Annotated in this window: 26 protein-coding genes; 21 read left to right on the top strand and 5 right to left on the bottom strand. The window is 28.4% G+C overall.

Annotation, left to right across the window (positions count from 1 at the left end; genetic code table 11):
* Positions 1 to 5: 5 nt before the first annotated feature.
* The 21 genes from nuoF to AS160_RS03845 all read left to right on the top strand — a co-directional run bounded on the left by nuoF (position 6) and on the right by AS160_RS03845 (position 20,099).
* Positions 6 to 1,796 (top strand): NADH-quinone oxidoreductase subunit NuoF, encoded by a 1,791-nt coding sequence (gene nuoF / locus AS160_RS03945; protein WP_165145208.1) that lies wholly within the window; start codon positions 6 to 8, stop codon positions 1,794 to 1,796.
* A 14-nt stretch (positions 1,797 to 1,810) separates the two neighbouring features.
* Positions 1,811 to 3,544, top strand: a complete 1,734-nt coding sequence (locus AS160_RS03940; protein ID WP_165145205.1) for an NADH-dependent [FeFe] hydrogenase, group A6 — start codon at positions 1,811 to 1,813, stop codon at positions 3,542 to 3,544.
* A gap of 52 nt (positions 3,545 to 3,596) precedes the next feature.
* Positions 3,597 to 4,022 carry a hypothetical protein gene (locus AS160_RS03935; RefSeq protein ID WP_165145202.1) on the top strand — a complete coding sequence of 142 codons (426 nt, stop codon included), beginning with the start codon at positions 3,597 to 3,599 and terminating at the stop codon, positions 4,020 to 4,022.
* Positions 4,023 to 4,090: 68 nt separating this feature from the next.
* On the top strand, positions 4,091 to 4,480 hold the full coding sequence (locus AS160_RS03930; protein ID WP_165145199.1) for a hypothetical protein: 390 nt from the start codon (positions 4,091 to 4,093) through the stop codon (positions 4,478 to 4,480).
* A 68-nt stretch (positions 4,481 to 4,548) separates the two neighbouring features.
* The gene (locus AS160_RS03925; RefSeq protein WP_206528069.1) at positions 4,549 to 5,439 is read left to right on the top strand and encodes a hypothetical protein; all 891 of its coding nucleotides are present in this window, start codon (positions 4,549 to 4,551) and stop codon (positions 5,437 to 5,439) included.
* A 132-nt stretch (positions 5,440 to 5,571) separates the two neighbouring features.
* Positions 5,572 to 7,197: a putative manganese-dependent inorganic diphosphatase gene (locus AS160_RS03920; protein WP_165145193.1), complete on the top strand. Its 1,626-nt coding sequence runs from the start codon at positions 5,572 to 5,574 to the stop codon at positions 7,195 to 7,197.
* A 234-nt stretch (positions 7,198 to 7,431) separates the two neighbouring features.
* Positions 7,432 to 7,743, top strand: a complete 312-nt coding sequence (locus tag AS160_RS03915) for a metalloregulator ArsR/SmtB family transcription factor (protein ID WP_165145190.1) — start codon at positions 7,432 to 7,434, stop codon at positions 7,741 to 7,743.
* Between the two features lie 23 nt (positions 7,744 to 7,766).
* On the top strand, positions 7,767 to 8,252 hold the full coding sequence (locus AS160_RS03910; protein WP_206528068.1) for a Na+/H+ antiporter subunit E: 486 nt from the start codon (positions 7,767 to 7,769) through the stop codon (positions 8,250 to 8,252).
* Entirely contained in the window at positions 8,249 to 8,497 is a 249-nt protein-coding gene (locus tag AS160_RS03905; protein ID WP_165145187.1) for a cation:proton antiporter, read from the top strand. The genes AS160_RS03910 and AS160_RS03905 overlap by 4 nt, the downstream gene beginning before the upstream one ends.
* Positions 8,494 to 8,835, top strand: a complete 342-nt coding sequence (gene mnhG / locus AS160_RS03900) for a monovalent cation/H(+) antiporter subunit G (protein WP_165145184.1) — start codon at positions 8,494 to 8,496, stop codon at positions 8,833 to 8,835. The genes AS160_RS03905 and mnhG overlap by 4 nt, the downstream gene beginning before the upstream one ends.
* Positions 8,822 to 9,067, top strand: coding sequence for a hydrogenase subunit MbhD domain-containing protein (locus AS160_RS03895; protein ID WP_165145181.1), 246 nt, complete (start codon positions 8,822 to 8,824; stop codon positions 9,065 to 9,067). Before mnhG ends, AS160_RS03895 begins: the two co-directional genes overlap by 14 nt.
* Positions 9,067 to 9,816 carry a Na(+)/H(+) antiporter subunit B gene (locus AS160_RS03890; RefSeq protein WP_165145405.1) on the top strand — a complete coding sequence of 250 codons (750 nt, stop codon included), beginning with the start codon at positions 9,067 to 9,069 and terminating at the stop codon, positions 9,814 to 9,816. Before AS160_RS03895 ends, AS160_RS03890 begins: the two co-directional genes overlap by 1 nt.
* Complete coding sequence (locus tag AS160_RS03885; protein WP_165145178.1) at positions 9,817 to 10,161, top strand: cation:proton antiporter subunit C; 345 nt, start codon at positions 9,817 to 9,819, stop codon at positions 10,159 to 10,161.
* Positions 10,154 to 11,533: a proton-conducting transporter membrane subunit gene (locus AS160_RS03880; protein ID WP_165145175.1), complete on the top strand. Its 1,380-nt coding sequence runs from the start codon at positions 10,154 to 10,156 to the stop codon at positions 11,531 to 11,533. Before AS160_RS03885 ends, AS160_RS03880 begins: the two co-directional genes overlap by 8 nt.
* Before the next feature lies 1 nt (position 11,534).
* The gene (locus tag AS160_RS03875; RefSeq protein ID WP_165145172.1) at positions 11,535 to 13,376 is read left to right on the top strand and encodes a proton-conducting transporter membrane subunit; all 1,842 of its coding nucleotides are present in this window, start codon (positions 11,535 to 11,537) and stop codon (positions 13,374 to 13,376) included.
* Positions 13,373 to 14,284, top strand: coding sequence for an NADH-quinone oxidoreductase subunit H (locus AS160_RS03870; RefSeq protein ID WP_165145169.1), 912 nt, complete (start codon positions 13,373 to 13,375; stop codon positions 14,282 to 14,284). The genes AS160_RS03875 and AS160_RS03870 overlap by 4 nt, the downstream gene beginning before the upstream one ends.
* Entirely contained in the window at positions 14,275 to 14,868 is a 594-nt protein-coding gene (locus AS160_RS03865; protein WP_165145166.1) for an NADH-quinone oxidoreductase subunit B, read from the top strand. Before AS160_RS03870 ends, AS160_RS03865 begins: the two co-directional genes overlap by 10 nt.
* A complete protein-coding gene (locus AS160_RS03860) occupies positions 14,852 to 15,367 on the top strand; it encodes an NADH-quinone oxidoreductase subunit C (protein ID WP_165145163.1) in 516 nt (171 codons plus the stop codon). The genes AS160_RS03865 and AS160_RS03860 overlap by 17 nt, the downstream gene beginning before the upstream one ends.
* Positions 15,364 to 16,479 (top strand): NADH-quinone oxidoreductase subunit D, encoded by a 1,116-nt coding sequence (locus AS160_RS03855; protein ID WP_165145160.1) that lies wholly within the window; start codon positions 15,364 to 15,366, stop codon positions 16,477 to 16,479. Before AS160_RS03860 ends, AS160_RS03855 begins: the two co-directional genes overlap by 4 nt.
* A gap of 9 nt (positions 16,480 to 16,488) precedes the next feature.
* Positions 16,489 to 18,327: an FAD-dependent oxidoreductase gene (locus AS160_RS03850; protein WP_165145157.1), complete on the top strand. Its 1,839-nt coding sequence runs from the start codon at positions 16,489 to 16,491 to the stop codon at positions 18,325 to 18,327.
* Positions 18,328 to 18,803: 476 nt separating this feature from the next.
* Positions 18,804 to 20,099: a uracil-xanthine permease family protein gene (locus AS160_RS03845; protein ID WP_165145154.1), complete on the top strand. Its 1,296-nt coding sequence runs from the start codon at positions 18,804 to 18,806 to the stop codon at positions 20,097 to 20,099.
* 24 nt (positions 20,100 to 20,123) lie between these two features.
* Here the strand turns inward: AS160_RS03845 and purD are convergent, their stop codons facing one another.
* The 5 genes from purD to purF are packed head-to-tail and all read right to left on the bottom strand — an operon-like array spanning position 20,124 to position 25,751.
* Complete coding sequence (gene purD / locus AS160_RS03840; protein ID WP_165145151.1) at positions 20,124 to 21,362, bottom strand: phosphoribosylamine--glycine ligase; 1,239 nt, start codon at positions 21,360 to 21,362, stop codon at positions 20,124 to 20,126.
* 10 nt (positions 21,363 to 21,372) lie between these two features.
* Positions 21,373 to 22,860: a bifunctional phosphoribosylaminoimidazolecarboxamide formyltransferase/IMP cyclohydrolase gene (gene purH, locus AS160_RS03835; protein ID WP_165145148.1), complete on the bottom strand. Its 1,488-nt coding sequence runs from the start codon at positions 22,858 to 22,860 to the stop codon at positions 21,373 to 21,375.
* Positions 22,861 to 22,864: 4 nt separating this feature from the next.
* On the bottom strand, positions 22,865 to 23,425 hold the full coding sequence (purN, locus tag AS160_RS03830) for a phosphoribosylglycinamide formyltransferase (RefSeq protein WP_165145145.1): 561 nt from the start codon (positions 23,423 to 23,425) through the stop codon (positions 22,865 to 22,867).
* 5 nt (positions 23,426 to 23,430) lie between these two features.
* Positions 23,431 to 24,384 (bottom strand): phosphoribosylformylglycinamidine cyclo-ligase, encoded by a 954-nt coding sequence (gene purM, locus AS160_RS03825; protein WP_165145142.1) that lies wholly within the window; start codon positions 24,382 to 24,384, stop codon positions 23,431 to 23,433.
* A 14-nt stretch (positions 24,385 to 24,398) separates the two neighbouring features.
* The gene (purF, locus tag AS160_RS03820; RefSeq protein ID WP_165145139.1) at positions 24,399 to 25,751 is read right to left on the bottom strand and encodes an amidophosphoribosyltransferase; all 1,353 of its coding nucleotides are present in this window, start codon (positions 25,749 to 25,751) and stop codon (positions 24,399 to 24,401) included.

Below are 25,751 nucleotides of genomic sequence, written 5' to 3'. Positions count from 1 at the left end.
TAAAAATGTCATCATATAAATATCATGTTTTGATATGTGGTGGTACTGGTTGTACCTCTTCAAAAAGTGAATTGATAAAAGATAATTTAGAAAATTTAATAAAAGAAAAAGGTTTAGAAAATGATGTTCAAGTAGTTAGAACAGGATGTTTTGGTTTTTGTGAACAAGGACCTATAGTAAAATTCTTACCAGATAATACATTTTATGTTCAAGTAAAACCTGAAGATGCGGAAGAATTAGTAAATGAACATATTGTAAAAGGAAGAAAAGTTGAGAGATTATTATATGTTGAACCAACAGAAAAAGAAAAAATTGATGAATCAAAGAAGATGCCATTTTATAAAAAACAAATTAGAGTTGCATTAAGGAATGCTGGTTTAATTAATCCTGATGATATAGATGAATATATTGCTAATGATGGATATCAAGCATTAGCAAAAGCATTATCAATGACTCCAGAAGAAGTTGTTGAAGAAATGAAAGAATCAGGATTAAGAGGAAGAGGTGGAGGAGGATTCCCAACAGGTTTGAAATGGGCATTTGCTCAAAGGGCACAAGGAGATATTAAGTATGTTGTATGTAATGCTGATGAAGGTGACCCTGGAGCATTTATGGATAGATCTGTTTTAGAAGGTGATCCTCATTCAGTTATAGAAGGAATGGCAATTGCTGCTTATGCAATTGGTGCAAGACAAGGTTATGTATATATTAGAGCTGAATATCCTTTAGCAGTAAAAAGATTACAAAATGCTATTAATCAAGCTAAAGAATATGGACTATTAGGAGAAAATATATTTGGAACAGATTTTTCATTTGATTTAGAAATAAGACTTGGTGCTGGTGCATTTGTTTGTGGTGAAGAAACAGCTTTATTAGCTTCAATTGAAGGTTATAGAGGAGAACCAAGAACAAAACCACCATTCCCAGCAAATAAAGGATTATGGGGAAAACCAACTATAATTAATAATGTTGAAACTTTTGCTAATGTAGCTCCAATTATATTAAAAGGAGCAAAATGGTTTAGAAGCTTAGGAACAGAAAAATCACCTGGAACAAAAGTTTTTGCTTTAGCTGGTAAAGTAAATAATGTAGGACTTGTTGAAGTTCCTATGGGAATTACATTAAGAGAAGTTATTTTTGATATAGGCGGTGGAATAAGAGGTAATAAAAAATTCAAAGCTGTACAAACAGGTGGCCCATCAGGTGGATGTATACCAGCAGAATATTTAGATACTCCAATTGATTTTGATACTTTAACTGCGTTAGGATCAATGATGGGTTCCGGTGGTATGATTGTTATGGATGAAGAAACATGTATGCCAGATGTTGCTAAATTCTACTTAGAATTCTCTGTTGAAGAATCATGTGGTAAATGTACTCCATGTAGAATTGGTAATGTAAGATTGTTAGAAACATTAGACAAAATAACATCAGGTAGAGCTACAATGGATGATTTAGAAAGAATGAGAATATTAGGAGAAACAATAAAAGATTCTGCATTATGTGGTTTAGGACAAACATCTCCTAACCCTATATTATCTACAATGCATTATTTCAAAGATGAATATGAGGCTCATGTATTAGATAAATCATGTCCAGCAGGAGTATGTAAGAATTTAATTACATATAAGATAGATAAAGAAAAATGTGTTGGATGTACAGCATGTGCTAGAGTATGTCCTGTAGAAGCAATAAGCGGTACTATTAAAAATCCTCATGAAATTGATCAAGAAAAATGTATTAAATGTGGCGCTTGTTATGCAACATGTAGATTTGGCGCTATAGAAAAGATATAGGGAGGAGGAAAAATATGCCAAAAATTACTATAAATTGTAAAGAAGTAGAAGTACCTGAAAATTATACAGTTTTAGATGCAGTAAAATCAGTTGGTGGTTATGTTCCAACATTATGTTATATGAAATTAGAAGATATAGGTGTTGAAAATAAACCAGCTTCTTGTAGAGTATGTATGGTTGAAGTTGAAGGTAGAAGGAATTTAGCTCCAGCATGTGCTACTCCAGTTGCCGAAGGTTTAGTTGTAAAAACACATTCTAGAAGAGCTATACAAGCTAGAAGAACTGCAGTTCAATTATTGTTATCTGATCACCCTCAAGATTGTTTAAAATGTCCAAAAAATGGTGAATGTGAATTACAAGATTTAGCAGCAGAATTAAATATCCACAATAATCCATATTTTGGAAAAATGTCTTTACATAAAAAAGATATTTCATCTGCAATTATTAGAGACCCAAATAAATGTGTTATGTGTAGAAGATGTGAAACAATGTGTAATGAATTTCAAACTGTTGGAGTTTTATCAGCAGTTAATAGAGGTTTTGAAGCTGTTGTTAATCCAACATTTGATTGGACACTTGAAAGTACTGCATGTACATTCTGTGGTCAATGTGTTGCAGTATGTCCTACAGGTGCATTAGTAGAAAGATCATATATAGATCAAGTTTGGGATGTAATAGAGGATCCAAAAAAACATGTTGTAGTTCAAACAGCTCCAGCAGTTAGAGTTGCAATTGGAGAGGAATTTGGATATGAACCAGGAACAATTTCAACTGGAAAATTAGTTGCTGCATTAAGAACTTTAGGATTCGATAAGATTTTCGATACTAATTTTGCAGCTGATTTAACTATTATGGAAGAAGCATCAGAATTTAAAGAAAGAATTGAAAATGGTGGATATTTACCAATGCTTACAAGTTGTTGTCCAGGTTGGGTTAAATTCTTAGAACATCAATTCCCAACATTATTAGAAATGCCATCATCAGCAAAATCTCCACAACAAATGTTTGGAGCAGTTGCTAAAACATATTATGCTCAAAAAGCTGGAATTGATCCAAAAGATATTGTTGTTGTATCAGTAATGCCATGTTTGGCTAAAAAATATGAAGCTAATAGAGAAGAATTAAGAGATTCAGGATATCAAGATGTTGATTATGTAATTACAACAAGAGAGTTAGCTGATATGATTAGAGAATCAGGTATTAATTTCCAAAACTTACCTGAAGAAGAATATGATAGCATCTTAGGTGAATCAACAGGAGCTGCAGATATTTTTGGTAGAACTGGTGGTGTAGCTGAAGCAGCATTAAGAACAGCATATGAATGGATAACAGGTGAAGAACTAGGAAATGTAGACTTTGAAGCTGTAAGAGGATATGAAGGAGTTAGAATTGCTGAAGTTGATTTAAAGGGAACAAAAATTAAAGTTGGTATTGCTCACGGTTTAGGAAATGTTAGAAAATTATTAGAAGATATTCAAGCTGGAAAAACAGAAGTTCATTTAATTGAAGTTATGGCATGTCCTGGCGGATGTGTTGGTGGTGGAGGACAACCATATCACCATGGAGACTTTGATGTAATTAAAAAGAGAACTGAAGCAATTAATAAGATTGATAGAGAAAAACCAATAAGAAAATCACATGAAAATCCATCAATTAAGAGAATTTATGATGAATATTTAGGAAAACCATTAAGCGAAAAATCACATCACTTGTTACATACAGAATACTTTGAAAGAGAATGGTTATGATATAATATATAGGCGGGGATTCCCGCCTATATTTTAATTAGGAGGTAAAAAAATGTATACATATGGATTAATATTGATTTCAGATAGCGAAGAAAGAGCAATTTTTGAAGCATCAAAAAGAGCTTTGAGATATGGTGATCATAATGTGTCATCATGTATAAACTATTCTAAAGAAGAAAAATTATTTGAAGATACTATAAAAGAAATGATTTCAATGTATCAGGGTTTAAAAAATGCCTCAGAAAATATGATAAAAAGATTTGAAGGTAAAGTTCCGGAAGACGATTATATTTTAAATCAGTTAAGAGAAAATATAAAAAGATATGAAAATGGATCATATGCTTATCCTGAAGAATGGAGATTAGTTTTTCATGATGGAAATGAATTTGAACATATTGATGATTATAAATACTTTGAAAAAATAAAGAATAGTAATAATCCAGATAATATTTATTTATTAATAATTGATATTCCTTAATGATGGCTTTTGCCATCATTTTTTTTTAATTTATTTATTGTGATATAATTTTAATTGGAGGTGATAATATGAAAAAAAATATTTTTCTTTTATTAATTTTATTTGTTTTTGTTCTCTTTGGATGCACACAATTAGTATTAGAAAAATATTATGTAGAAGGATATTTTAAAGATGATTATGGAAATGGAGAATTGGGAGGTTGGTGGTCTCCATTTGTAGTTGGGGCATTTCAAAATGGAGAAGTAAAGGGATATGATATTGCGAATGAAGGAGATACACATGATGATTATTTTAAAATTGAAAATTTAGCAGCTGGCGAATATACTTTAAAGGTTTATACAAATTATTCAGATGAAATGAACATATCTGACTTATGGGATGACACGCCTAATGCAACTAAACATATTAATTTAACTCAAAATGCTAGTATAACTATATTATTTGGAATGGATGAATAGGAGGGGATAACATTAGTTATAGAAAAAAATTTATTATTTTACTTTTATTTTATGTGATAATAGTATTTTTGACTAAATTTTTTGATTTTAACTTAGATAAATTTCCTCATTTAGAAGATCAGGGAGCTTCTTGGTATTATTGGAAGCTTCCTCATGCCAATTTTTTATCAAGAATAACAAGTTGGGGAGGATATTTATTACATCAAATTACTATCTGGTTTTTAACATTTACAGCTTTAAAAAAACCTGATAAAAGGGAAAAAGCATTAAATTGGTTATATATTTCTAATATTATATTTGTATTATTACATTTTATTCAAACACATTTATTTTATGATGGAATTGCACAAGATGTGCCAATATGGACTAGTCAATATTCTGTAATAGTGATGTTGGTAATTTTACTTTTTATGTTGGAAGAAAAAAGAGGATTGTTTTTTGGTAAAAAAATTGGAATAAAAAAAGAATATATAAATAATGTAAAAAAATGGCATGGTATTTATATTAGTTGGGCAATAATTTATACTTTTTGGTTCCATCCTATGGAAGGAGATATAGGATTATTACTAGGTTTTATATATATGTTCTTATTATTTATACAGTTGTCTATGATTTTTACTCCACTGCACGCAAATATTTATTGGATTACATTATTAGAAAGTTTTGTAACGATACATTCATTATCTATAGCATTGCAAAATAATCAAGAAATATGGCCAATGTTTTTAATTGGTTTCTTATTTATGTTTGTAATGACATATCAATATGGCTTAAAATTAAAAAAATCGGTTTATATAATTAATTGGATATTATATATACCCTTAGTAATTTCATTATATTATTTTAGAGGATTTAATAAATTATATGAATTATTATTTATTCCTTCAGCATTATATGGAGGAGTATTATTAATGTTTATAGTGTATAATTTATTGTATAGATTAAAATATAATAAATAAAAGTTTTAGTAAATAATAATATATGTTATGAAATTGTATTAAAACCGGCATTTAAGTATATGCCGGTTTATTATTTGAATATATACTAATTTATGATATAATAATCTAATAATATTAAAAATGGAGGGAAATATGAGCAATAACGTTTATATATTTGGACATCAAAGACCTGATACAGATAGCATTACAGCAGCTATTACATATTCATATTTAAAAAATCAAATAGATAATAAAAATTATTATATTCCTTTTAGATTAGGTGAAATAAATCCTGAAAGTGAATTTGTATTAAAATATTTTAATGTAGATAAACCCGAATTGTTAGAACATGTGTATATTCAAGTAAAAGATGCTATGATGAAAGATGTTATTAAAGCTAATATAGATTCTACAATTTTTGAAATAGGTAACATGATGCTTGAAAGACAGATAAAAAGTATACCTATTGTAGATATTCATAATAATTTAAAAGGATTGGTTACAGAAAGGGAATTTGCTAGGTATTTTTTAAATGAAATTCAAAATTTTTCCTTGGAAGAAAATCCGCCAAAGGTAAAAGATGTAATAAAGACAACAAATGGTAAATTAATTGTTGGTGATGAAAACAAAAAGTTAAAAGGTTGTCCGACAATTGGTGCAATGACAGCAGATGAGGTAGAAAGATACGTAAAGAAAGATGATGTTTTGATAACAGGTAATAGGGAAGATGTACAAAGAATAGCTATTGAAAAAGAAGTTAGTTGTTTAATAATTACAGGTAATTTTATTCCAAATGAGGAGATTATTAGTTTAGCTAAAAGTAAGGGAATTCCTATTGTAATTTCACCACATCCAACATATGTAACAGGTAGATTATTAAGGTTAAGTACACATGCTGAGAGAATTATGGAAAAAACGCCGTTAACAACTCATCCTGAAGAAATATTAAAGGACTTTGAAGAAGAATTAATGCAAGATAAAAAAGGTATAGCAATAGTTGTTGATGAAAATGGTAAAGTAGAAGGTATTATTACAAGACATGATTTGATAAGACCAAAAGCAAAAAAAGTAATATTAGTTGATCATTCTGAAAAATCACAAACAATAGAGGGTATTGATGAAGCAGAAATATTGGAAATTATAGATCATCATAGATTAGGGGGATTAGAAACAGGGCTTCCAATAACTGCACACATCAGACCCGTAGGATGTACTAATACAATTATATGGGATTTATATAAAAAAAATAAAATTATACCTCCTAAGGAAATAGCAGGATTGATGATATCTGCTATTTTGTCTGATACAATGATGTTAAAATCACCAACCACTACAGATGAAGATAGAAAAGCTGTAGAAGAAATATCTAAATTGATAAATATAGATTATTATAAATATGGAATAGAAATGTATAAGGCAAAGACAAATCTTGATGGATATTCTGAAAGAGAAATTTTAGCCATTGATCTTAAGGAAACGAGATTATTGAGAGGATTAATTGCTGTTTCGCAAATTGAAGTAATAGATCCAACAAATTTATTAAATAAAAAAGACTTAATAATTAGAGAAATGGAAAAAATATCTAAAGAGAGAAATTATTTATTATTTTTATTTTTATTAACCGATGTTTTAAATGAAGGATCTTATGTATTTTCTGCAGGACAGTATAAATTAGCTGAGAAAATATTTAAAAAAGATTTTGAAAATAGAGTTGTGTTTTTAAAAGGAATTGTATCAAGAAAAAAGCAGGTTATGCCGTTAATATTTAGGAATATATAATACCTGATAAAAATTATCTATATTTAAATAACTGTAAAGATACTATTAAAGAGCGTTTTGGGCGCTCTTTTTTTATTTTTCTTTATTTTTAAATTATGAGAAATTACAGTATATTATAAGGGAATAAATATAATAAAGTTTAAAAATCTTAATTTTATTTATAAGCATTTTTATATTATAATAATATTAGAATTTTCTAATATTATTTTTAGTTTATTTTAGGGAGATGATATTTTGGACGAATGTAAATTAATATCTAACGTATTTAAAAGTTTATCACACCCGGTTAGGTTAAAAATTATTAGACTATTGGAGAATGAAAAACTTTCTGTTTACGAATTAACTGATAAACTAAATTCAAGTCAATCGAGTATATCTCAACATTTAAAGATTTTAGAGGAAAATGGGATAATTACAAAAGAAAAGCAAGGTAATATAGTTTTTTGTAAATTGAAACATAATGAAGTTTTAGAACTTTTGTATGACGGAAAAAGAATTATTTCACAAGAATTAAATGAAGCAAAAAATATTATAAAAAATTCATAAAATCTTTAAAAGGAGGGAGTATTTTGAAAAAGTTTATTTCAACTTTTTTGACCTTATGGGTAATCTGGATTGCTTTGACGGGATTTAGCACTCCGGAATTACTTACAGGTTTATTAGTTTCCTTGATATTATCTTTTGTAATATCAAAGGTTGTAGACTATGCTTTTGATTTTACAATTATCCCAAAGCTTTTCGTTTTTGTATTTGTTTATGTACCAGTATTTATTGTTGAAATGGTAAAAGCAAATATTGATGTAGCTGCAAGAGTTTTAAATCCAAAGTTACCGCTTAATCCTGGATTTGTAAAAATACCTACAAAGTTAAAGGGGAATGTAGGAAAATTGACTTTAGCAAATTCAATAACTCTTACACCAGGTACCATTTCAATTGATGCAGATGAAGAAAATATTTATATTCATTGGATTGATGTAAAAAGTGATTCTCCCGAAGAAAATCAAAAATATGTATCTGGAAAATTTGAAAAAATCTTAGGGGGGATATTTAAATGAATACATTGATCGGCGTTTTAATTTTTATAGGTGGATTCTTTTCTGTTATTAGATTAATTCAAGGGCCAACTACCCCAGATAGAGTCGTTGCTGTTGATACTTTAAATGTTATTATAACAGGTACAATAGTATTTTTATCTTTTCTTTTTAAAAGTGAATTATATTTAGATATTGCATTAGTATATGGGGCATTATCATTTATTGAAACGGTTATAATTGCCCGATATTTGGAGGGGAAAAAATGAGTGCTATAGGATATATATTTATGATAATAGGTGCTCTGTTTTATGTTTTAGGAGGATTAGGATTATATAGAATGCCTGATGTTTATAATAGACTTCAAGCAGCAACAAAAGCTACAACTTTGGGAACATTCTCATTGGTATTAGGAGTAGGAATTGCACAACCTGAATGGTTTATTAAATCATTGTTGATAATTATATTTTTGACTATTACTAACCCTGTTGGAAGTTCTGTTTTGGCAAAGGCATCATATATTTATGGTGCAAAACCATTTAAATTAGTAAAAAATGATTTAGATGAACTCTACCAAAGTAGAGGTGATGAAAATGCAAATAGTTGAAATTTTAGTAGGAATAACTCTTTTAATTTTTGCTTTTTTGGCAATTGAATCTAAAAAAATTATTAATTCAATAATATACTTATCAATTCTAAGTATGTTATCAGTTATTTCTTTTGTATTTATGAAAGCTCCAGATGTTGCGATTACTGAAGCTGTAATAGGTTCTGGATTAGTAACTGCAGTATTTATATTTACCCTTTTTTCTATTAAAAAGGTTGGTGATAAAAAATGATGAAAAGATTAATTGCAATATTATTAGTTGGAGTATTAGGTTTTTTCATTTTTACTAACTTGTATTCTGAAGGGAATGGAAAAGTATTTCCAAAATTTGGTGAAGTTAAAATTTCTGAAAGAGTTTCTGATAAATTTGTAAAAAAGAATGTGAATGGAAATGTAACTACAGTTGAGTATAAAGTAACAAAAGATGCTGAAAGCGGTTCTGCTAATATGGTAACTTCAATTGTTGTTAATTACAGATCTTTTGATACATTAGGTGAAGTAACTGTATTATTTGTTTCAGCATTGGGAGTTGGATTATTATTAAGTGGAAAATCAAGAATGAAATTTAAAACTCCTCCCAACTTTATTTTAAAAGCTGCAGTAAGAGTTGTAGCTGGAATTATACTCATTACAGGTGTTTATATATTTATTCATGGTCATTTAACTCCTGGTGGTGGATTTCCAGGTGGCTCTATGATCGCATCAGCTATATTATTATTCTATATTTCTGATGATGAATTTAAAACAAAAGTTAAAGCTTTTAAATTTTTAGAAGGAACTGCAGGTAGTTTATATTTGATTTTTGGTTTATTAGGTTTAACCATGGGTGGATATTTCTTATATAACTTTATTCCAACAGGAGTTGTTGGTGAGTTATTGAGTGCTGGTATAGTTCCAATTGTATATATATTTGTTGGATTAAAAGTAGGATCTGAGCTTTCAAATTTAATCTCAGATTTTCTCTCAGAGGAGGGGAAATAAATGATACAATACTTATTTATTGGATTGATTTTAATAGGAATGTATGGTTTATTAACACAGAAAAATCTTATAAAAATAATAGTTGCTTTAAATGTATTAGAAGTAGGAGTTAACTTATTTATTATATCTACAGGTTACGTGAAAGATGGAATTGCCCCCATATTATTTAGTGGAGCAAAAACAAATGTGGGAAATTTTGTTGATCCATTACCTCAAGCTTTAGTTTTAACTGCTATTGTTATTGGTGTTGGTGTTACAGCTCTCGCATTAACAGTTGTAAGAAAATTATACGAAAAATACGGAACACTAGAACTTGACGAGATGGGGAGTGAAAAAAATGATTAATCCTGTCTTATTGATAGCTATACCATTATTATTTGCTTTTTTATCAGTAATGTTTAAAAAAGCTGATAAAGGTTTATTAACAATTGCAATATTTTTTAATTTAATTGGAGCATTTTTGTTGAAAGAAACTGAAGTAATTATAGGTGGTTGGAAACCTCCTTTTGGAATTAACTTAGTAGCTGATCAATATTCTATTTTTGGATTAATAGTTTTAAACATTGTTTTTGCTTTAACAGTATTTGCTTCTTTTTCATCAGTGAAAAAATATTCTACTGTATTATTAGTATCTTTAGCTTCATTAAATGGTTTATTGTTAACAGGAGACTTATTTAATTTATTTGTATTTTTAGAAATTGCTTCAATTTCAGGATACATTTTATCAACTATGACAAAAAAATATAAGGGTACATTTAACTATATTGTTTTAGGTGCTCTTGGTTCAAATTTATATTTATTAGGATTAATTATTTTATATGCTACTGTTGGAACATTAAATATGGCAGACATGGCCACTAAAGTTCCAATGATAAATAATAATGTTCTATTATTAGCATTAACATTTATTTTTGCAGGCTTTGCAGTTGAAGCAAAATTAATTCCGTTCAATGGATGGGTAAAAAATGTTTATGGAAATGTGAATGATTTAAGTGGAGGTATTTTTTCATCAGCATATTCCACAGCATTTATATTAGTTTTTGGAAGAATATTTACAGAAGTTTTTCAATTGAGCGAAACATTAAAAGTAGTATTCTTAACAATATCAGTTTTAACATTTATTTTTGCTGAAGCAGCTGCATTTGAACAAAAAAATATTAGAAAGATACTAGCTTATTCATCTGTAGCTCAAGCTGGTTTAGCGGCAACATTATTATTGTTTGGATTTAAAGAAATTGCTATGATGCAAATTTTAAATAATTCATTAGCAAAAGTTGTAATGTTTACAATTGCAGGTGGAATTTATCTTGCAACAGGTACAGATAATTTGGATAAATTAAATGGATTATTCAAAAAACAATTTTTACTTGGATTAGGATTTACAATTTCAGCTATGTCTTTAATAGGATTGCCAATTTTTTATGGATTTTATGTAAAAATATTATCTTTAACTTCAATAATGAAATCTGGTAACTATATTGTTCCAATTTTGATATTATTAGCAGCTTTAATAGAAGGAGTATATTATATAAGAATGTTAGTAAAATTATGGAATCCAAAAGATGGAGAAGTTACTGGACTAAAAGTTGAAAAATGTATAAAATATGCTTTATTAGGTGTTATAGTTGGTGCATTTATTATCTACATTAGTATTAATCCACAATTTGTCACAGAAGGTATGATTAATTACCTTTCCAAGATAGCGGGAGGGATGTGATGTGAATATAAATATACTTTTAATTTTTATATTACTAAGTTCATTTGCAGTATATTTAATAACAAAGGTTAATAAAAAGTTAGGATCATTTTTAACTATTATTATTTCATTATATTCAGTATTTAATGTTTACTTTTTAAAAGAATCAGCAAATGAAGTATTCAATTTGTTTAATTATGGTGATTTTTCTTTAAATTTAGTAACTTCTAATTTTGCTTGGTTTTTTGGAATAACTGTTATGACTGTATTTGCATCAGTGTCATTCTTTATTCCATATTGGATGGAAAAATTGTCTCATCCGGCATCATTTAATATGTTATTCTTAGGTGCAATGGGTGGAACATTAGGAGTATTTTTTGCTAAAGATTTCTTAACATTATTTATTTTCTGGGAAATAGCTGTCTGGGCATCTGTATTTATTATTGGTTTTGGAAGTTCTAGAAAAGCTTCATCAATATATTATGCTGTAAGTACATTTGGCTCATTCTTTATGCTATTTTCATTAATATTAGTTTATACAAAATATAATACATTTGATATAAAAATGGTAATAAATAACTTATCAAATGATCCTAAATTTGCAATGCTATTTTTCTTTACAGTAATATTAGCAGGATTGGCAGAATTAGGTATTTTCCCATTTCATGTTGTAGCGCCTATTTCACAAGGTAATGCTCCAATAATTTATTCAGCAGCGTTAGCAGGCGGGATTGAAAAAATGGGAGCATTTGTAGCATTATTAGTAACAGCAATTTTGCCTTCAGCAAATGTTTTTTCAACAGATTTAAAAATAATGGGATATCCATTTGAAAATTATATTTTAATGGTTATTGGTGGAATAAGTATTATTATAGGTACATTAATGGCTATTAAACAAGATGATGTAAAAAGATTAATAGCATATTCATCAGTAAGTAACGCTGGATATATATTAATTGGTTTAGCAACAATGAATCAATTTGGTTTTGCTGGTGGTATGATGCATATGTTTAATCATGCTATAGCTTCAGCAGCAATGTTTTTAGCTTTTGCAGGAGTAGCATATAGAACAGGTACAACAAAAATATCAGAATTAGGTGGTTTAATATTTAAAATGCCTTTAACATATGCTGCATATTTATTAGCGATTATTTCTGTAGCTGGTATTCCTCCTCTAAGTGGATTTGCATCTAAATGGATTATTTTCCAAACTTTAGTTAGAGGTGGGAATGTATTTATTGCTTTTGCAGCATTCTTTGGAAGCGTTGGCTCATTCTTATATGTATTTAGACCATTAGCAGGTGCATTATTGGGTCAATTATCACCTAAATATAAAGATGTAAAAGAAGTTCCAATATTAATGCAAATTCCATTAGTTGTATTATCTTTATTATCATTACTATTTGGAGTATATCCTGGATTAATGTTAAGGTTTATTGGTGAAATAGAAACTACTTTAAACATTAAACCTATTGTAGTTGAAGGATTTAAAGTATTTGGTCCAAGCGGCCAATGGGATTCATTCATAGTAACATTAGTGTTTGCTGGTGGATTTATTGCAGCATTGATTTTATTTGCATTATTACCAAAATCAAAAAAAGTTGGATTAATGGATACATATACATCATCTGAATTTATTTATGATCCAGATAAATATCATTATTCTCAAAGCTTCTATGCGCCATTTGAAAGAATGTATAAAAATCACCCATCTTTTGAAAAGTTATATGAAGCAATTGCTATGAGAGTAGAAGAATTTGGTAAATTAGTAAAAACATGGTTCTTTAATGATAATCCTGCTTATACTGTATTTTGGATTTCATTAATAATTACAGCGATTATTATGTGGGGTGATAAAATATGACAACTTTCTTTTCAGCTATAGGAATTGTATTACTTGCTTTCTTTTGGCAAACAACTTTATCAGGAATAGCTAGAAAAGTTGTTGCGAAGGGTCAAAAAAGAATGGGACCTCCATTTTATCAACAATTTTTAGATATATTTAAGTTATGGAGTAAAGGTTCAATTTCTCATGGATTTATATATGATTTTGGAGTTATTATGGCTTTGGGTGGAACTATGGCAACATTGATTTTTGTTCCAGCAGGAAATTTTGTAGTTTTTAAGGGATTAGATAGTTTCTTTGTAATTACATATTTATTAGCTATTGGGTTATTAGGAATGGCTATGAGTGCATCAGGTTCTGGAAACCCTTGGGCAAGTATTGGGGTTATGAGAGGATTAACACAAAACTTAGGATATGAAATGCCATTTTTAATAGTAGTTTTATCTTTAATATATGGTTATAAAACTGGTTCAATATCAGGTATTGCTCAAGCACAACAAGGAATGGGTATTTTAGGTTGGAATTTATTTAGAATGCCATTAGGAACAATAGTAGCCTTTATTTCGTTACTAGGTATGTTAGGTAAAAAACCATTTGATACTCCTATTGCTCCTGCTGAAATAGCATCAGGTCCATTAGTAGAATATAGTGGGAAACATTTAGGTTTGTTAATGTTACAACATGAATTTGCACAATTTATTGAAGTAGGATTATTTGTTAATTTATTCTTAGGCGGAGGAACCGTAATAACATTTTTAATTAAATATTTCTTTGTATATATCTTAGCAACAATGATTGGTAATGTTATGGGGAGATTTAAGATTGATGAAGTTGTAGCGTTTTATTTTAAAGTTCCACTATTATTAGCATTTATACAAGCTTTAATTATAATCTTCACCGGTTTGGGGGTGAGCGTATGGCTTTAAATGAAAATGAAAAAATTAATGAAATAGATGTTAATGAATTAGATTGTAGAGATACAAAAACATTCTGGGAAAAATTCGGAAATATATTCAGAAGTAAATCATTATGGATGTTACATTATTGTACTGGATGTGGAGCTATAGAATTACCTCCAACAATGACTTCTAGATTTGATATGGAAAGATTTGGTATGGGGCCAATGGCTACACCAAGACAAGCAGATGTATTATTGATAACTGGTTATTTAAGTGTTAAAACTTTAAGAAGGGTAATTTATACATATGAGCAAATGCAAACTCCAAAATACGTTGTAGGTTTTGGGTCCTGTACTTTAAATGGCGGAATTTATTATGATTCATATGCGGTTATATCAAGATTAGATTATTATCTTCCAGTAGATTTATATATAGCAGGTTGTATGCCAAGACCAGAAGCGGTAATGAATGGATTTAGGACATTATTAGATATGATAAACAAGGGCGATGCACAAGGCTGGAAGAGATATTTGAAATATAATGATTGGTATAAGAGAAACCAAATTAGAGCCCTTGGGGAGGTGTATGTAAAAGATGAATTCCATGAATGATATTATTAATGATTTAAAAAATAAATTTAATCCAATAAATTTTGATATTGTGTCAGAAAAACAATTTGCAATTGATGTAGAAAACGAAGAATTACAAAGTATTTTAGCTTATTTAAAAGCCCAAGGTTGGAAACAATTAACATTATTAACTTGTATCGATTGGATTAAAGAAAATAAATTTCAATTAGTTTATATTATATATAACTGGGATAATCCAATTACAATTAATGTTAGAACAAAAATAGATAGGGATAATCCTAAATTTAGAACAATAACTTCTATTTATCCAGGTGCAGAATATTATGAGAGAGATGTTCATGAATTTTTTGGTGTTGAATTTGAAGGAAATGAAAAATCCAAAAAACCTTTATTCTTAGAATTATGGGATGATATACCACCACTAAGAAAAGATTTTGATCCTTTAGCTTATTCAAAGAAAAAATTTGATGTAAGAGATTACAAAGTAGATTTCATTCCGAAAGAAGGTGAAGCAGAATGAAAAGAGAGTTGAAATTATTTTTAGGTCCTAACCATCCAGGTATGCATGGAAATTTCAGTGTTCACTTATATGTAGATGGCGATATTGTAGAAAAGGCTAGACCATTACCTGGAATGCTTCATCGAGGTTTTGAAAAATTAATGGAAAGAAGATTATGGATGAATAATCTTGCATTAATTCCAAGAATTTGTGTTCCTGAACCAGATATAAATGAAATGGTATATGCAATGGGAATTGAAACATTAGCAAAAATAGAAGTTCCTGAAAGAGCACATTGGATTAGAATGTTAATATTAGAAATGGCTAGAGTAGCAATTCACATGATGTCATTTGGAGGTATTGGTGGCCCTACAGGATTATATACTGGTCCTAACTGGGCAATCTCAGATAGAGATTTAATTCTTGATATTTTTGAAGCAATAACAGGAGCAAGAATTTATCATATGTATATTGTTCCAGGTGGTGTAAGAAAAGATTTACCAGAAGGAATAGAAAAGAAAATAGAAAAATTAATGGATGATATAGAAAGACGTTTACCTGAATATGAAGATTTAATTTTAAGAAACCCTGTAATGGAAAAAAGACTTAAAGCAGCTGCCCCTTTATCAGCTGAAGTATGTTGGGAATTAGGAGTTACAGGTATTGGATTAAGATCAACTACAGGAGAAGCATATGATATAAGAAAAGTTGAACCATATGCAAGATATGATCAAGTAGAATTTGACGTTCCTGTTCATAAAGGTGTGTCTTTTGCATATGACAGATTATCTATGAAATTTGAAGAAATAAAACAATCAATTAGAATTATAAGACAAGTTTTAGATAAAATGCCTAAAGAAGGTCCAATTAGAGCTAAAATTTCAAGAGGAAGTGCTTTAAGGTGGAGAGTACCTAAAGGTCAAGTATATGCTCATGTTGAATCTTCTAGAGGAGATTATGGTTACTTTATTGTGTCCGACGGAGAAAACAAACCATACAGAATAGCTGTTAGAGGTGCTTCTTATCCTCAAGGATTATTAGGTATTGAAAAATATTTACCAGGAACTAGATTAGAAGATGTTGCTATATGGTTGGATACTATGGGTGTATGTTCTCCAGAAATAGATAGGTGAGGTGAGAAGATGTCAGAAAGAAAAAAAAGCTTTTTTGCTCCAATAAAAGCATGGAAATATATGACAAAAAAACCTGTTACAATTCCAATGGATAATATTTTAAAGGAACCTAGAGAAGCTGCTGCTAATTATAGAGGTTTTCATAAAAATGATTGGGACTTATGTATCGGATGTGGTACTTGTTCAAAAATTTGTCCTACAGAAGCTATAAATATGATTAATATACCTGAACTTCCAGATGAAGAAGGATCAAAACCTGAAAGACCAGCAATTGATTATGGAAGATGTACTTTCTGTGCATTATGTGTAGATATTTGTACAACAGGATCATTAACAATGTCAAAAGAATATATTCATATTGATACAAATCCTAACTCATTCTTCTTTTTACCAAAAAAAGATGGAATTCATCAAATTGAATATGAAGATGGCTATACAAGAACAGAAGATACAGATTTGTTAGATTTAGAAAGAATACCAATGGAAATATTAGATGCCGATACAAGAAAGAAAACATTCTTAGAAGTTGTAAAAGGATTTTCAAAACAACAAGCAATAGAGGAAGCAGCAAGATGTGTTGACTGTGGAATTTGTACAAAAACATGTCCTGCTCATATGGATATTCCTGATTATATTAGATCAGTATATGAAGATGATGTAGAAGAAGGTTTAAGATGGTTGTATAAAACAAACCCATTACCTTTAGTTTGTGGAAAAATGTGTACTCATAAATGTGAAACTGCATGTACTATAGGTCATAGGGGAGAAGCTGTATCGATAAGATGGTTAAAAAGATATATTGTCGATCAAATTCCTGCTGAAGAATATGATAACGTATTAAAACAAAAACAACAAATAATTAAAAAAACGGATAAAAAAGTTGCTATTATTGGTGGAGGTCCTGCTGGTTTATCTGCTGCATATTATTTGATATTAATGGGTTATGATGTAACAGTTTATGAAGCAGAAAAAAGACCTGGTGGAGTTTTAAATTATGGAGGACCAACATATAGATTGCCATTAGAATCATTTGAAAAAGATTGGAAATATATTGAATCATTAGGAGTTAAATTTAAATTTAATACAAAAGTTGGTGTAGATGTAACTTTTGAAGAATTAAAAGATAATTATGATGCAGTATTTGTTTCCACTGGATTTACTTTAGGAAGGACAACAGGTGTTCCAGGAACAGATCATCCAATGGTTAAACAAGCTATGGTTATTTTAAAAGAAATGAAGTATTATGTAATTGGTGATGGACCAAAACCATATATCCCTAAAAAATTAGTAGTTATTGGTGGGGGTAATGTTGCAATGGACGTTGCCAGAACTATGGTTAGATTACAAAATAAAGAATATGGAAAGTCAGAAGTTCACGTTGTAAGTTTAGAAAGAACATTAGATGAAATGCCTGCTGATTGGGATGAAAAACATGAAGGTGGAGAAGAAGGTGTAATTTTCCATACTGGTTGGGGTCCAATAGAAATAGTAACTGAAGGAGATAAAATTAAAAAAGCAAGATTCAAGAAAGTTTTATCAATTTTTGATGAAAACGGAAGATTTAATCCAAAATATGATGAATCTCAAACATTAGAAATTGAAGCAGATATGGTTGTAGAATCAATTGGTCAAATGCCTGATTATTCATACTTACCAGAAGACATAAAAGAGAAAATTACTATAGAAAGAGGAAGAATAAAAACAGATGAGTATAATCACGTTTTAGGTGTTCCTTGGTTATTTGCTGGTGGGGATATAGTAAATGGTCCGGATATTATTCATGGAGTTGCGGACGGTCATAAAGCTGCACAAGGAATAGATTTTTACTTAACGGGTTATGAAAAATAATAATAAACGGAGTGGATATATTCTACTCCGTTTTTTTATTAACTCTATATATAGTATTGTAAATTATATTTTACACTAAATTTATTGATTTTTATTTATATTTTGTGTAATATATTTTAGAAAAAAATTTGGGGGGTGGTTAAATGAAAAAAATTAAAATGAATTGTAAAATCCTCCATAATAACTTTTTATTGTATCTTCAAAAACATATTATAAAAAATTTAAAATTTCTATCTTTTATATACCTCTTATTAAAAATCTCTCAAATTATTTTCTTCATTCATCCTCAGAATATTTTAAGAATCTTCTTATATCCTTTAAATTCCTCTTTAAACAACTTCCAGTTTAATCCTCATCTAAAAAGTTTTTCTCTTACAATATCACCACCTTTTTATTAAAAAAACTAATTAAATCTTAACCAATTAAATTCTTATAATATTAATAATTTTATTATATTTTTATATAGGAGGGGTATTATGAGTGAATATGTTAGTGTGTCTTTACAAGAAGATCGAAGTGAAGGTATGGGGACAGGGGGATTAATATTATTAGGATTACAACATACCTTCACAATGTTTGGCGCAACAGTATTGGTGCCTTATTTAACAGGTATACCTGTAAATGTAGCGTTATTTACAGCTGGACTTGGAACATTATTATTTCATTGGATCACAAAATGGAAAGTACCAGTATTTTTAGGCTCTAGTTTTGCATACATTGCTCCAATAGTTGCAGTAGTAATGCATTATATGAATGAAGCTGGACTTGGATATAATAACATTCAAGATGCAGTAGCAGCTGGAGTAGATTTAAAACCATACTTAGCCTATGCAACAGGTGGAATATTTTTAGCAGGTTTAGTAAAGTTTGGTTTTGGAATATTAATTAAGTTTATAGGGATAAGGAGATTTGAAAAATTATTCCCGCCAGTAATATCAGGAACAATGATAATATTAATAGGTTTAATATTAAGTCCAGTAGCAATAAATATGGCAAGTGGAAATTGGTGGATAGCATTAGTATCTTTATTTACGGCAGTAATAGTAAGATTATATACAAGAGGATTTAGTAGATTAATACCTGTTATATGGGGGATAATAGTAGGGTATATAGTAGCAGCAATAACAGGAAATGTAAGTTTTGCAGAAGTAGGAACAGCAAGTTGGGTAGGAATGCCGGAAATATATTTACCAAAATTCTCATGGTATGCAGCAGCTGCAATAGTACCAGTAGCAATTGCACCATCAGTAGAACACTTCGGTGATATATTTGCAATATCAGCAGTAGTAGGAAAGAAATTCTATGAAGATCCAGGAATGCATAGAACATTAATGGGCGATGGTCTTGCAACATCATTAGGAGGATTTTTTGGAGGACCTGCAAATACAACATATAGCGAAAATACTGGAGTATTAGCATTTACAAAAGCATTTAATCCATGGATAATGAGAATAGCAGCATTCTTTGCAATATTATTGGCATTAATACCAAAAGTAGGAGCATTAGTAAGATCAATACCTGTACCAGTAATGGGTGGAATAGAAATATTATTATTCGGTATGATTGCAAGTATTGGTGCAAAAACATTAATAAACAACCAAGTAAAAGTAGAAGGGAAAAATCTAGTAACAATGTCATTAATGTTAGTAACCGGTTTAGGTGGAGCTGTTTTTCAAGCAGGAAATTTTGCTTTACAAGGGTTAGGTCTTGCTGCTGTTGTTGGAGTAATTACTAATTTATTATTAACTATAACTGGAGCTTCAGAAGATTAAAAATTCCCCATCAAATGATGGGGACTATATATCTTTTCTATAATACATATTTTCAAAATAAATATTTTGTATAGAAGAATAAACATTTTTTCGAGCATTTTCCAAATTAATATTAGTTCCAACAACAGAAATTACTCTTCCTCCATTGGTTACTATTTTACCATTTTTGTATATTGTACCCGAATGAAAAATCGTAGCTGTATTATTTATATCAAATTTAATATTATAACCCGTATCATATTTTAAAGGATAACCTTTAGAAGCTAACACAACACAACATGATATTTTATTATCCCAAATAATTTCTGTTTTATTTAAATTTTTATTAATTATATTATTAAGTATATCAAATAAATCAGATTTAAGCAATGGCATCATAGCCTGAGTTTCTGGATCTCCGAATCTAACATTATATTCTAATAAATAAGGTTCATTGTTTTTTATCATTAAACCTAAAAAGATTACACCTTTATAATTTAGTTGCTCTGATTTTATTCCATTAATTGTAGGGAGAATTATTTTTTCTTCAATCTTTTTCATTAATTCATTATCTAATTTTGGATGTGGTGAAATTGCTCCCATTCCACCTGTATTTAATCCTTTTTCTCCTTCATTTATCTTTTTATGATCTTTTGCGCTTTGGAAAAATTTATAATTAATACCATCAAATAATAAGAAAATAGACATTTCATAACCTTCTAAAAATTCTTCAATAATAATTTTTTTTCCTGAACCTGAAAAAATATCTTTAATCATAAAGTCATATATACATTTCTTTGCATCAGAAAAATTGTAGGCTATAACAACCCCTTTTCCTGAAGCTATACCATCAGCCTTTATAACTATTGGGAATTTTGCATTTTTTATATAATTTAAAGCAGAATTATAATTATTGAAAACACTGTAATTTGGACTTTGAATATTATATTTTTTACAAAAGTTTCTAGAAAATTCTTTAGATCCTTCTAACATTGATGCTTTTTTATTAGGACCTATGATATTTAGTCCTAAATTTTCAAATTTATCAGCAATACCTTCTATTAAGTATTTTTCAGGTCCTACAATTGTAAGATAAACATTATTTTCTTTTGCAAAAGTTGCTATTTCATCAATATTTTCAATTTTAATATTAATGCATTTTTTTTCATTAGCAGTCCCGCCATTACCAGGTACACAATAAATTTTATCAATTTTATTGCTTTGTGCTAATTTCCAAGCTAAAGCATGCTCTCTACCACCATTTCCGATAATCATAACATTCACATTATCACCTCTAATGTTTGAAATGTCTCATATTTGTGAATATCATATGAATTCCTAATTCATTAGCTGCTTTTATGGAATCTTCATCTCTAATTGATCCTCCTGGTTGGATAATTCCTTTAATATTATATTCAGCTGCTTTTTTTACTACATCATCAAAAGGTAAAAATGCATCGGAGGCTAAAACAATTCCGTTTTTCCCTCTATCTAATGCTTCTATAGCAGCCCAAATTCTATTTGGTTGCCCTGTGCCTATTCCAATAGCCATTTTGTTTCTTGAAACTACAATAGCATTTGATTTTACATATTTAACTACTTTAAAAGCAAAAATTAATTCTTCTAATAATTCATCATCAATTTTATTTTTAGTTACAATTTTTAGCTCATTATATAACTTAAGATCTCTTTCCTGTACTAAAATTCCACCATCAATAGAACTATATTCTAATTTTTCATTAGGAGGATTATATACTTTTATTATTCTTAAATTCTTTTTTTTCTTTAATATTTCCAAAGCATCATAATCATAATCAGGAGCTACTATAATTTCTAAGAATATTTTATTTAATTCATTAGCAGTATTTAAATCAACTTTATGATTAAAAGCAACAATTCCACCAAAAATAGATATAGGATCGCAATTGTATGCTTTAATATAAGAATCATAATTATCTTTGCCAATAGCAACACCACAAGGAGTTTGGTGTTTTAATGTACAACAAGTTAATTCTTCAAACTCATTAACAATTTTCCAAGCTATATCAATGTCTTTATAGTTGTTATAAGATAACTCCTTTCCATTTAATTGTTCAATAGTATTAAAAAAGCCATTTTCTATTGTATTTTTATAATATGCAGCATTTTGATGTGGATTTTCTCCATATCTAAGTTTATTTTCTTTTTTTAAAGGTAATGATTTATAGTTTGGAAAATTAATATTTAATATTTTATTAAAGTATGATGATATTAAAGAATCATAATAAGCTGTTAAATTAAAAGCTTTTGAAGCAAGATATAATCTTGTATTATCATCAACAGCATTTATATTTTCTTTAATTAAATCAAAGTCATTTATATCTGTTAATACCAATGTATTTTTATAATTTTTAGCAGCAGCTCTTAACATAGCTGGACCGCCAATGTCAATAAATTCTATTAAATCATCTATTTTATTAATTTTTTTAATCATTTCTTCAAAAGGGTATAAATTAACATATACTAAATCAATTTTTTGTATATTAAATTTTTCTAAAATTATTTTATCATCATATTTTGCTAATATACCCCCGTGAATATTAGGGTGTAAAGTTTTTACTCTACCATTTAATATTTCAGGAAAATTTGTGATTTCTTCAACTTTTTTTGTTTTTATTCCTTTTTTCTCAAGATATAATGCGGTTTTCCCTGTGGAAATTATTTCATAATTATGTTTAATTAATTCTTTTGCTAAAATTTCTAAATTATCTTTATAATATGCTGAAATTATAGCTCTTTTCATTTTTTCACATCCTTCTTAAAATTTTATCAATAACTTTTGGATAAAGTTTATGTTCAATTTTATGTATTTTTTCTTCAAGAGAATGTAATGTGTCTTCAGTTTCTATTTTTACAATATCTTGAGCAATTATTTCTCCTCCATCTAATTCATTATTAACGTAATGAATAGTTACTCCTGTATATTTTACTCCGTAATCATATGCTTTTTTTATAGCATTTAATCCTTTAAATGCAGGTAATAATGATGGATGAATATTAATAATTCTTTTTGAAAAGAAGTCTACTATATAGTCAGGTAAAATTTTCATATAACCAGCTAAAACAATTAAATCTGGTTTTTCCTTTTTTAATTTTTCAAATAACTTTTTATTATATAAATCCCTATTTTCAAAATTTTTATAATTTATTATTTCATAATCTACATATAAGTTTATAGCTCTTTGTAAAACATATGCTTCTTTATTTTCGCTTATCAATTTTATACTATATTTATTCCTTAATTTATTAACTATTGCTTCAAAATTAGAACCATTTCCTGAAGCTAAAATAATAATTTTTTTTTTCATTTTTATCACCACTGCAATTCAATTTTTTCTTTTCCTTTTTTAATAATTCCTAACTCAATAATTTCTTCATCATATAAAATATTTTTAATTATCTCTAAATTTTCAGGTTTCAAAATATATATCATACCTATACCCATATTGAAAGTTTTAAATGATTCTTGCAAAGAAACTCCAGCATTCAAAATTTCATGAAAAATCTCATGAAAATCCCAGTTAACATGTATTTTTGCGCATAATCCATCCGGTATTACTCTTGATAAATTTTCAATAATTCCACCACCGGTTATATGAGCTGCAGCATTTATATAATTTCTAATACTTAATGTTTGATTAACCATTAATTTTGTTGGTGCAATTAATTTTTCAGAATAGCGTAATTTTTTCTCTTCTAATAATTTTCTAACTAAGGAATATCCATTTGAATGAATTCCATTAGATTTTAACCCAACTATAATATCACCATCGTTTACTTTGTTTTTTCCTAAAATTTTTTCTTTTTCTACTATACCAACAGCAAAACCGGCAACGTCTACTTTGTTATTTATCAGTAATCCAGGTAATTCTGCTGTTTCTCCTCCAATTAATTGACAATCAAATGTATTCAATATTTTAATTAAATAATTTAAAAATTCTGCCCCTTCTTCGCTGTTTAATTTCCCTGTAGCATAATAATCAAGAAAAAATAAAGGTTTAGCTCCGACACATACTAAATCATTTAAAACCATTCCAACTAAATCTTGAGCAGCAATATCCCATCTTTTTTCTTTTTCTAATAAAATCATTTTAGTTCCAACACCATCAGTACTTGCGACTAATAATGGATTATTATAATTTTTTATAATTTCTCTAATATCAAAAATACCAGCATACATATCGGCATTATCTTTTAATTTATTTTTAATTTTAAATAACATTTTATTTGCTTCGTCTATATTTACTCCACTGTTTTTGTAATTCATATAACACCTCACTATTAATTGTTTTTAAAGCAATTTAAACAATAATAATTGAACTCTTCTTTTAATATTTTTTTTATTCCGTTAATTGAAACATATCCTATTGAATCAGCTTTTAATTCGTCTTTTAATTCTTTTAATGAAAGTTTATATGCAATTAAATCTTCCTTTTTAGGTATATCAACCCCCCAATGACATGTATTTATTACCTTAGGACTGCTTACTCTAATATGTATTTCAGATGCACCAGATTTTCTAAGCATACTAACAATATTTTTCATAGTTGTACCTCTAACAATTGAATCGTCAACTAAAATAATTCTTTTCCCTTCTATTACTTTAGAAATAGGAGGTAATTTTCTTTTGACTCCAATTTCTCTATCTTTTTGATTTGGTGCAATGAATGTTCTTCCTACATATCTATTACGCATTAAACCTAATTCAATAGGTATTTTACTTTCTTTTGAATAACCTAATGCAGCTGATAACCCACTATCTAAAACTGGCACAACTATATCAGCTTCTACAGGATTTTCAATTGCACATATTCTTCCTAAATCTTCTCGAGTTAGATGAACATTTCTACCAAAAATATTTGAATCTGGTCTGGCAAAATAAATATGTTCAAAAAAACAATATTTTTTTTCTTTTGTAGGTATTTTGAATTTTTTAATTCCTGATTTTGAAAATTCTATTGCTTCTCCTGGTAATACTTCGAATATATTAGCATTATTTGGATCTAAAAAGTTAAACCCACTATCTTCTGAAGAAATATAATATCCGCTTTCTGATATATAGTAGTATAAAGGTCTATATCCATATTTATCTCTTATTGCAATTAATTTGTCTTTAAATAATAAAAGTAATGAATATGAAGGCCTAATATATTGAAATATTGTTTTAGAAATTTCTTCAATTGTCCACTTAGAAATATCTTTATTAATATTTTTTATAAGTATATGAAGAATTAATTCAGTATCACTATCAGTTAAGAAAATAGTGCCATTTTCTTCTAACTCTTTTCTTAAGGTTTCAGCATTTTCTATTTGACCATTATGTGCAATAGCAAAGTGTTCGTTTTTATACCTTACATGAAAAGGTTGTGCATTTTGTATATCAGATTTACCTTTTGTAGAATATCTAACATGACCAATTGCTAAATCGCTAAACATTTTATTATAGTTTTCAAAGACATCTATAACCATTCCCATTCTTTTGTGTACTTTAATTTCATTATTTGAAACATAAGCTATTCCTGCAGATTCTTGGCCTCTATGTTGTAATGCTATTAATCCTTCAATAACAAAAGGAATTGAGTTTTCGTTATTTTTTAATACAACTCCGAAAACACCACATTCTTCCATTAACAT

The organism is Marinitoga sp. 38H-ov, assembly GCF_011057715.1.
Lineage (GTDB): Bacteria > Thermotogota > Thermotogae > Petrotogales > Petrotogaceae > Marinitoga.
The sequence above is the reverse complement of the archived record's forward strand: the minus strand, read 5'-3'. Positions and strand labels throughout refer to the sequence as shown.

What these genes read in the sequence shown, in the direction of transcription:
- nuoF (WP_165145208.1), top strand. Translation starts at nt 6, where the DNA reads ATGTCATCATATAAATATCATGTTTTGATATGTGGTGGTACTGGTTGT.
- AS160_RS03940 (WP_165145205.1), top strand. Translation starts at nt 1,811, where the DNA reads ATGCCAAAAATTACTATAAATTGTAAAGAAGTAGAAGTACCTGAAAAT.
- AS160_RS03935 (WP_165145202.1), top strand. Translation starts at nt 3,597, where the DNA reads ATGTATACATATGGATTAATATTGATTTCAGATAGCGAAGAAAGAGCA.
- AS160_RS03930 (WP_165145199.1), top strand. Translation starts at nt 4,091, where the DNA reads ATGAAAAAAAATATTTTTCTTTTATTAATTTTATTTGTTTTTGTTCTC.
- AS160_RS03920 (WP_165145193.1), top strand. Translation starts at nt 5,572, where the DNA reads ATGAGCAATAACGTTTATATATTTGGACATCAAAGACCTGATACAGAT.
- AS160_RS03905 (WP_165145187.1), top strand. Translation starts at nt 8,249, where the DNA reads ATGAATACATTGATCGGCGTTTTAATTTTTATAGGTGGATTCTTTTCT.
- mnhG (WP_165145184.1), top strand. Translation starts at nt 8,494, where the DNA reads ATGAGTGCTATAGGATATATATTTATGATAATAGGTGCTCTGTTTTAT.
- AS160_RS03895 (WP_165145181.1), top strand. Translation starts at nt 8,822, where the DNA reads ATGCAAATAGTTGAAATTTTAGTAGGAATAACTCTTTTAATTTTTGCT.
- AS160_RS03890 (WP_165145405.1), top strand. Translation starts at nt 9,067, where the DNA reads ATGAAAAGATTAATTGCAATATTATTAGTTGGAGTATTAGGTTTTTTC.
- AS160_RS03885 (WP_165145178.1), top strand. Translation starts at nt 9,817, where the DNA reads ATGATACAATACTTATTTATTGGATTGATTTTAATAGGAATGTATGGT.
- AS160_RS03880 (WP_165145175.1), top strand. Translation starts at nt 10,154, where the DNA reads ATGATTAATCCTGTCTTATTGATAGCTATACCATTATTATTTGCTTTT.
- AS160_RS03870 (WP_165145169.1), top strand. Translation starts at nt 13,373, where the DNA reads ATGACAACTTTCTTTTCAGCTATAGGAATTGTATTACTTGCTTTCTTT.
- AS160_RS03865 (WP_165145166.1), top strand. Translation starts at nt 14,275, where the DNA reads ATGGCTTTAAATGAAAATGAAAAAATTAATGAAATAGATGTTAATGAA.
- AS160_RS03860 (WP_165145163.1), top strand. Translation starts at nt 14,852, where the DNA reads ATGAATTCCATGAATGATATTATTAATGATTTAAAAAATAAATTTAAT.
- AS160_RS03855 (WP_165145160.1), top strand. Translation starts at nt 15,364, where the DNA reads ATGAAAAGAGAGTTGAAATTATTTTTAGGTCCTAACCATCCAGGTATG.
- AS160_RS03850 (WP_165145157.1), top strand. Translation starts at nt 16,489, where the DNA reads ATGTCAGAAAGAAAAAAAAGCTTTTTTGCTCCAATAAAAGCATGGAAA.
- AS160_RS03845 (WP_165145154.1), top strand. Translation starts at nt 18,804, where the DNA reads ATGAGTGAATATGTTAGTGTGTCTTTACAAGAAGATCGAAGTGAAGGT.
- purH (WP_165145148.1), bottom strand. Translation starts at nt 22,860, where the DNA reads ATGAAAAGAGCTATAATTTCAGCATATTATAAAGATAATTTAGAAATT.
- purN (WP_165145145.1), bottom strand. Translation starts at nt 23,425, where the DNA reads ATGAAAAAAAAAATTATTATTTTAGCTTCAGGAAATGGTTCTAATTTT.
- purM (WP_165145142.1), bottom strand. Translation starts at nt 24,384, where the DNA reads ATGAATTACAAAAACAGTGGAGTAAATATAGACGAAGCAAATAAAATG.
- purF (WP_165145139.1), bottom strand. Translation starts at nt 25,751, where the DNA reads ATGTTAATGGAAGAATGTGGTGTTTTCGGAGTTGTATTAAAAAATAAC.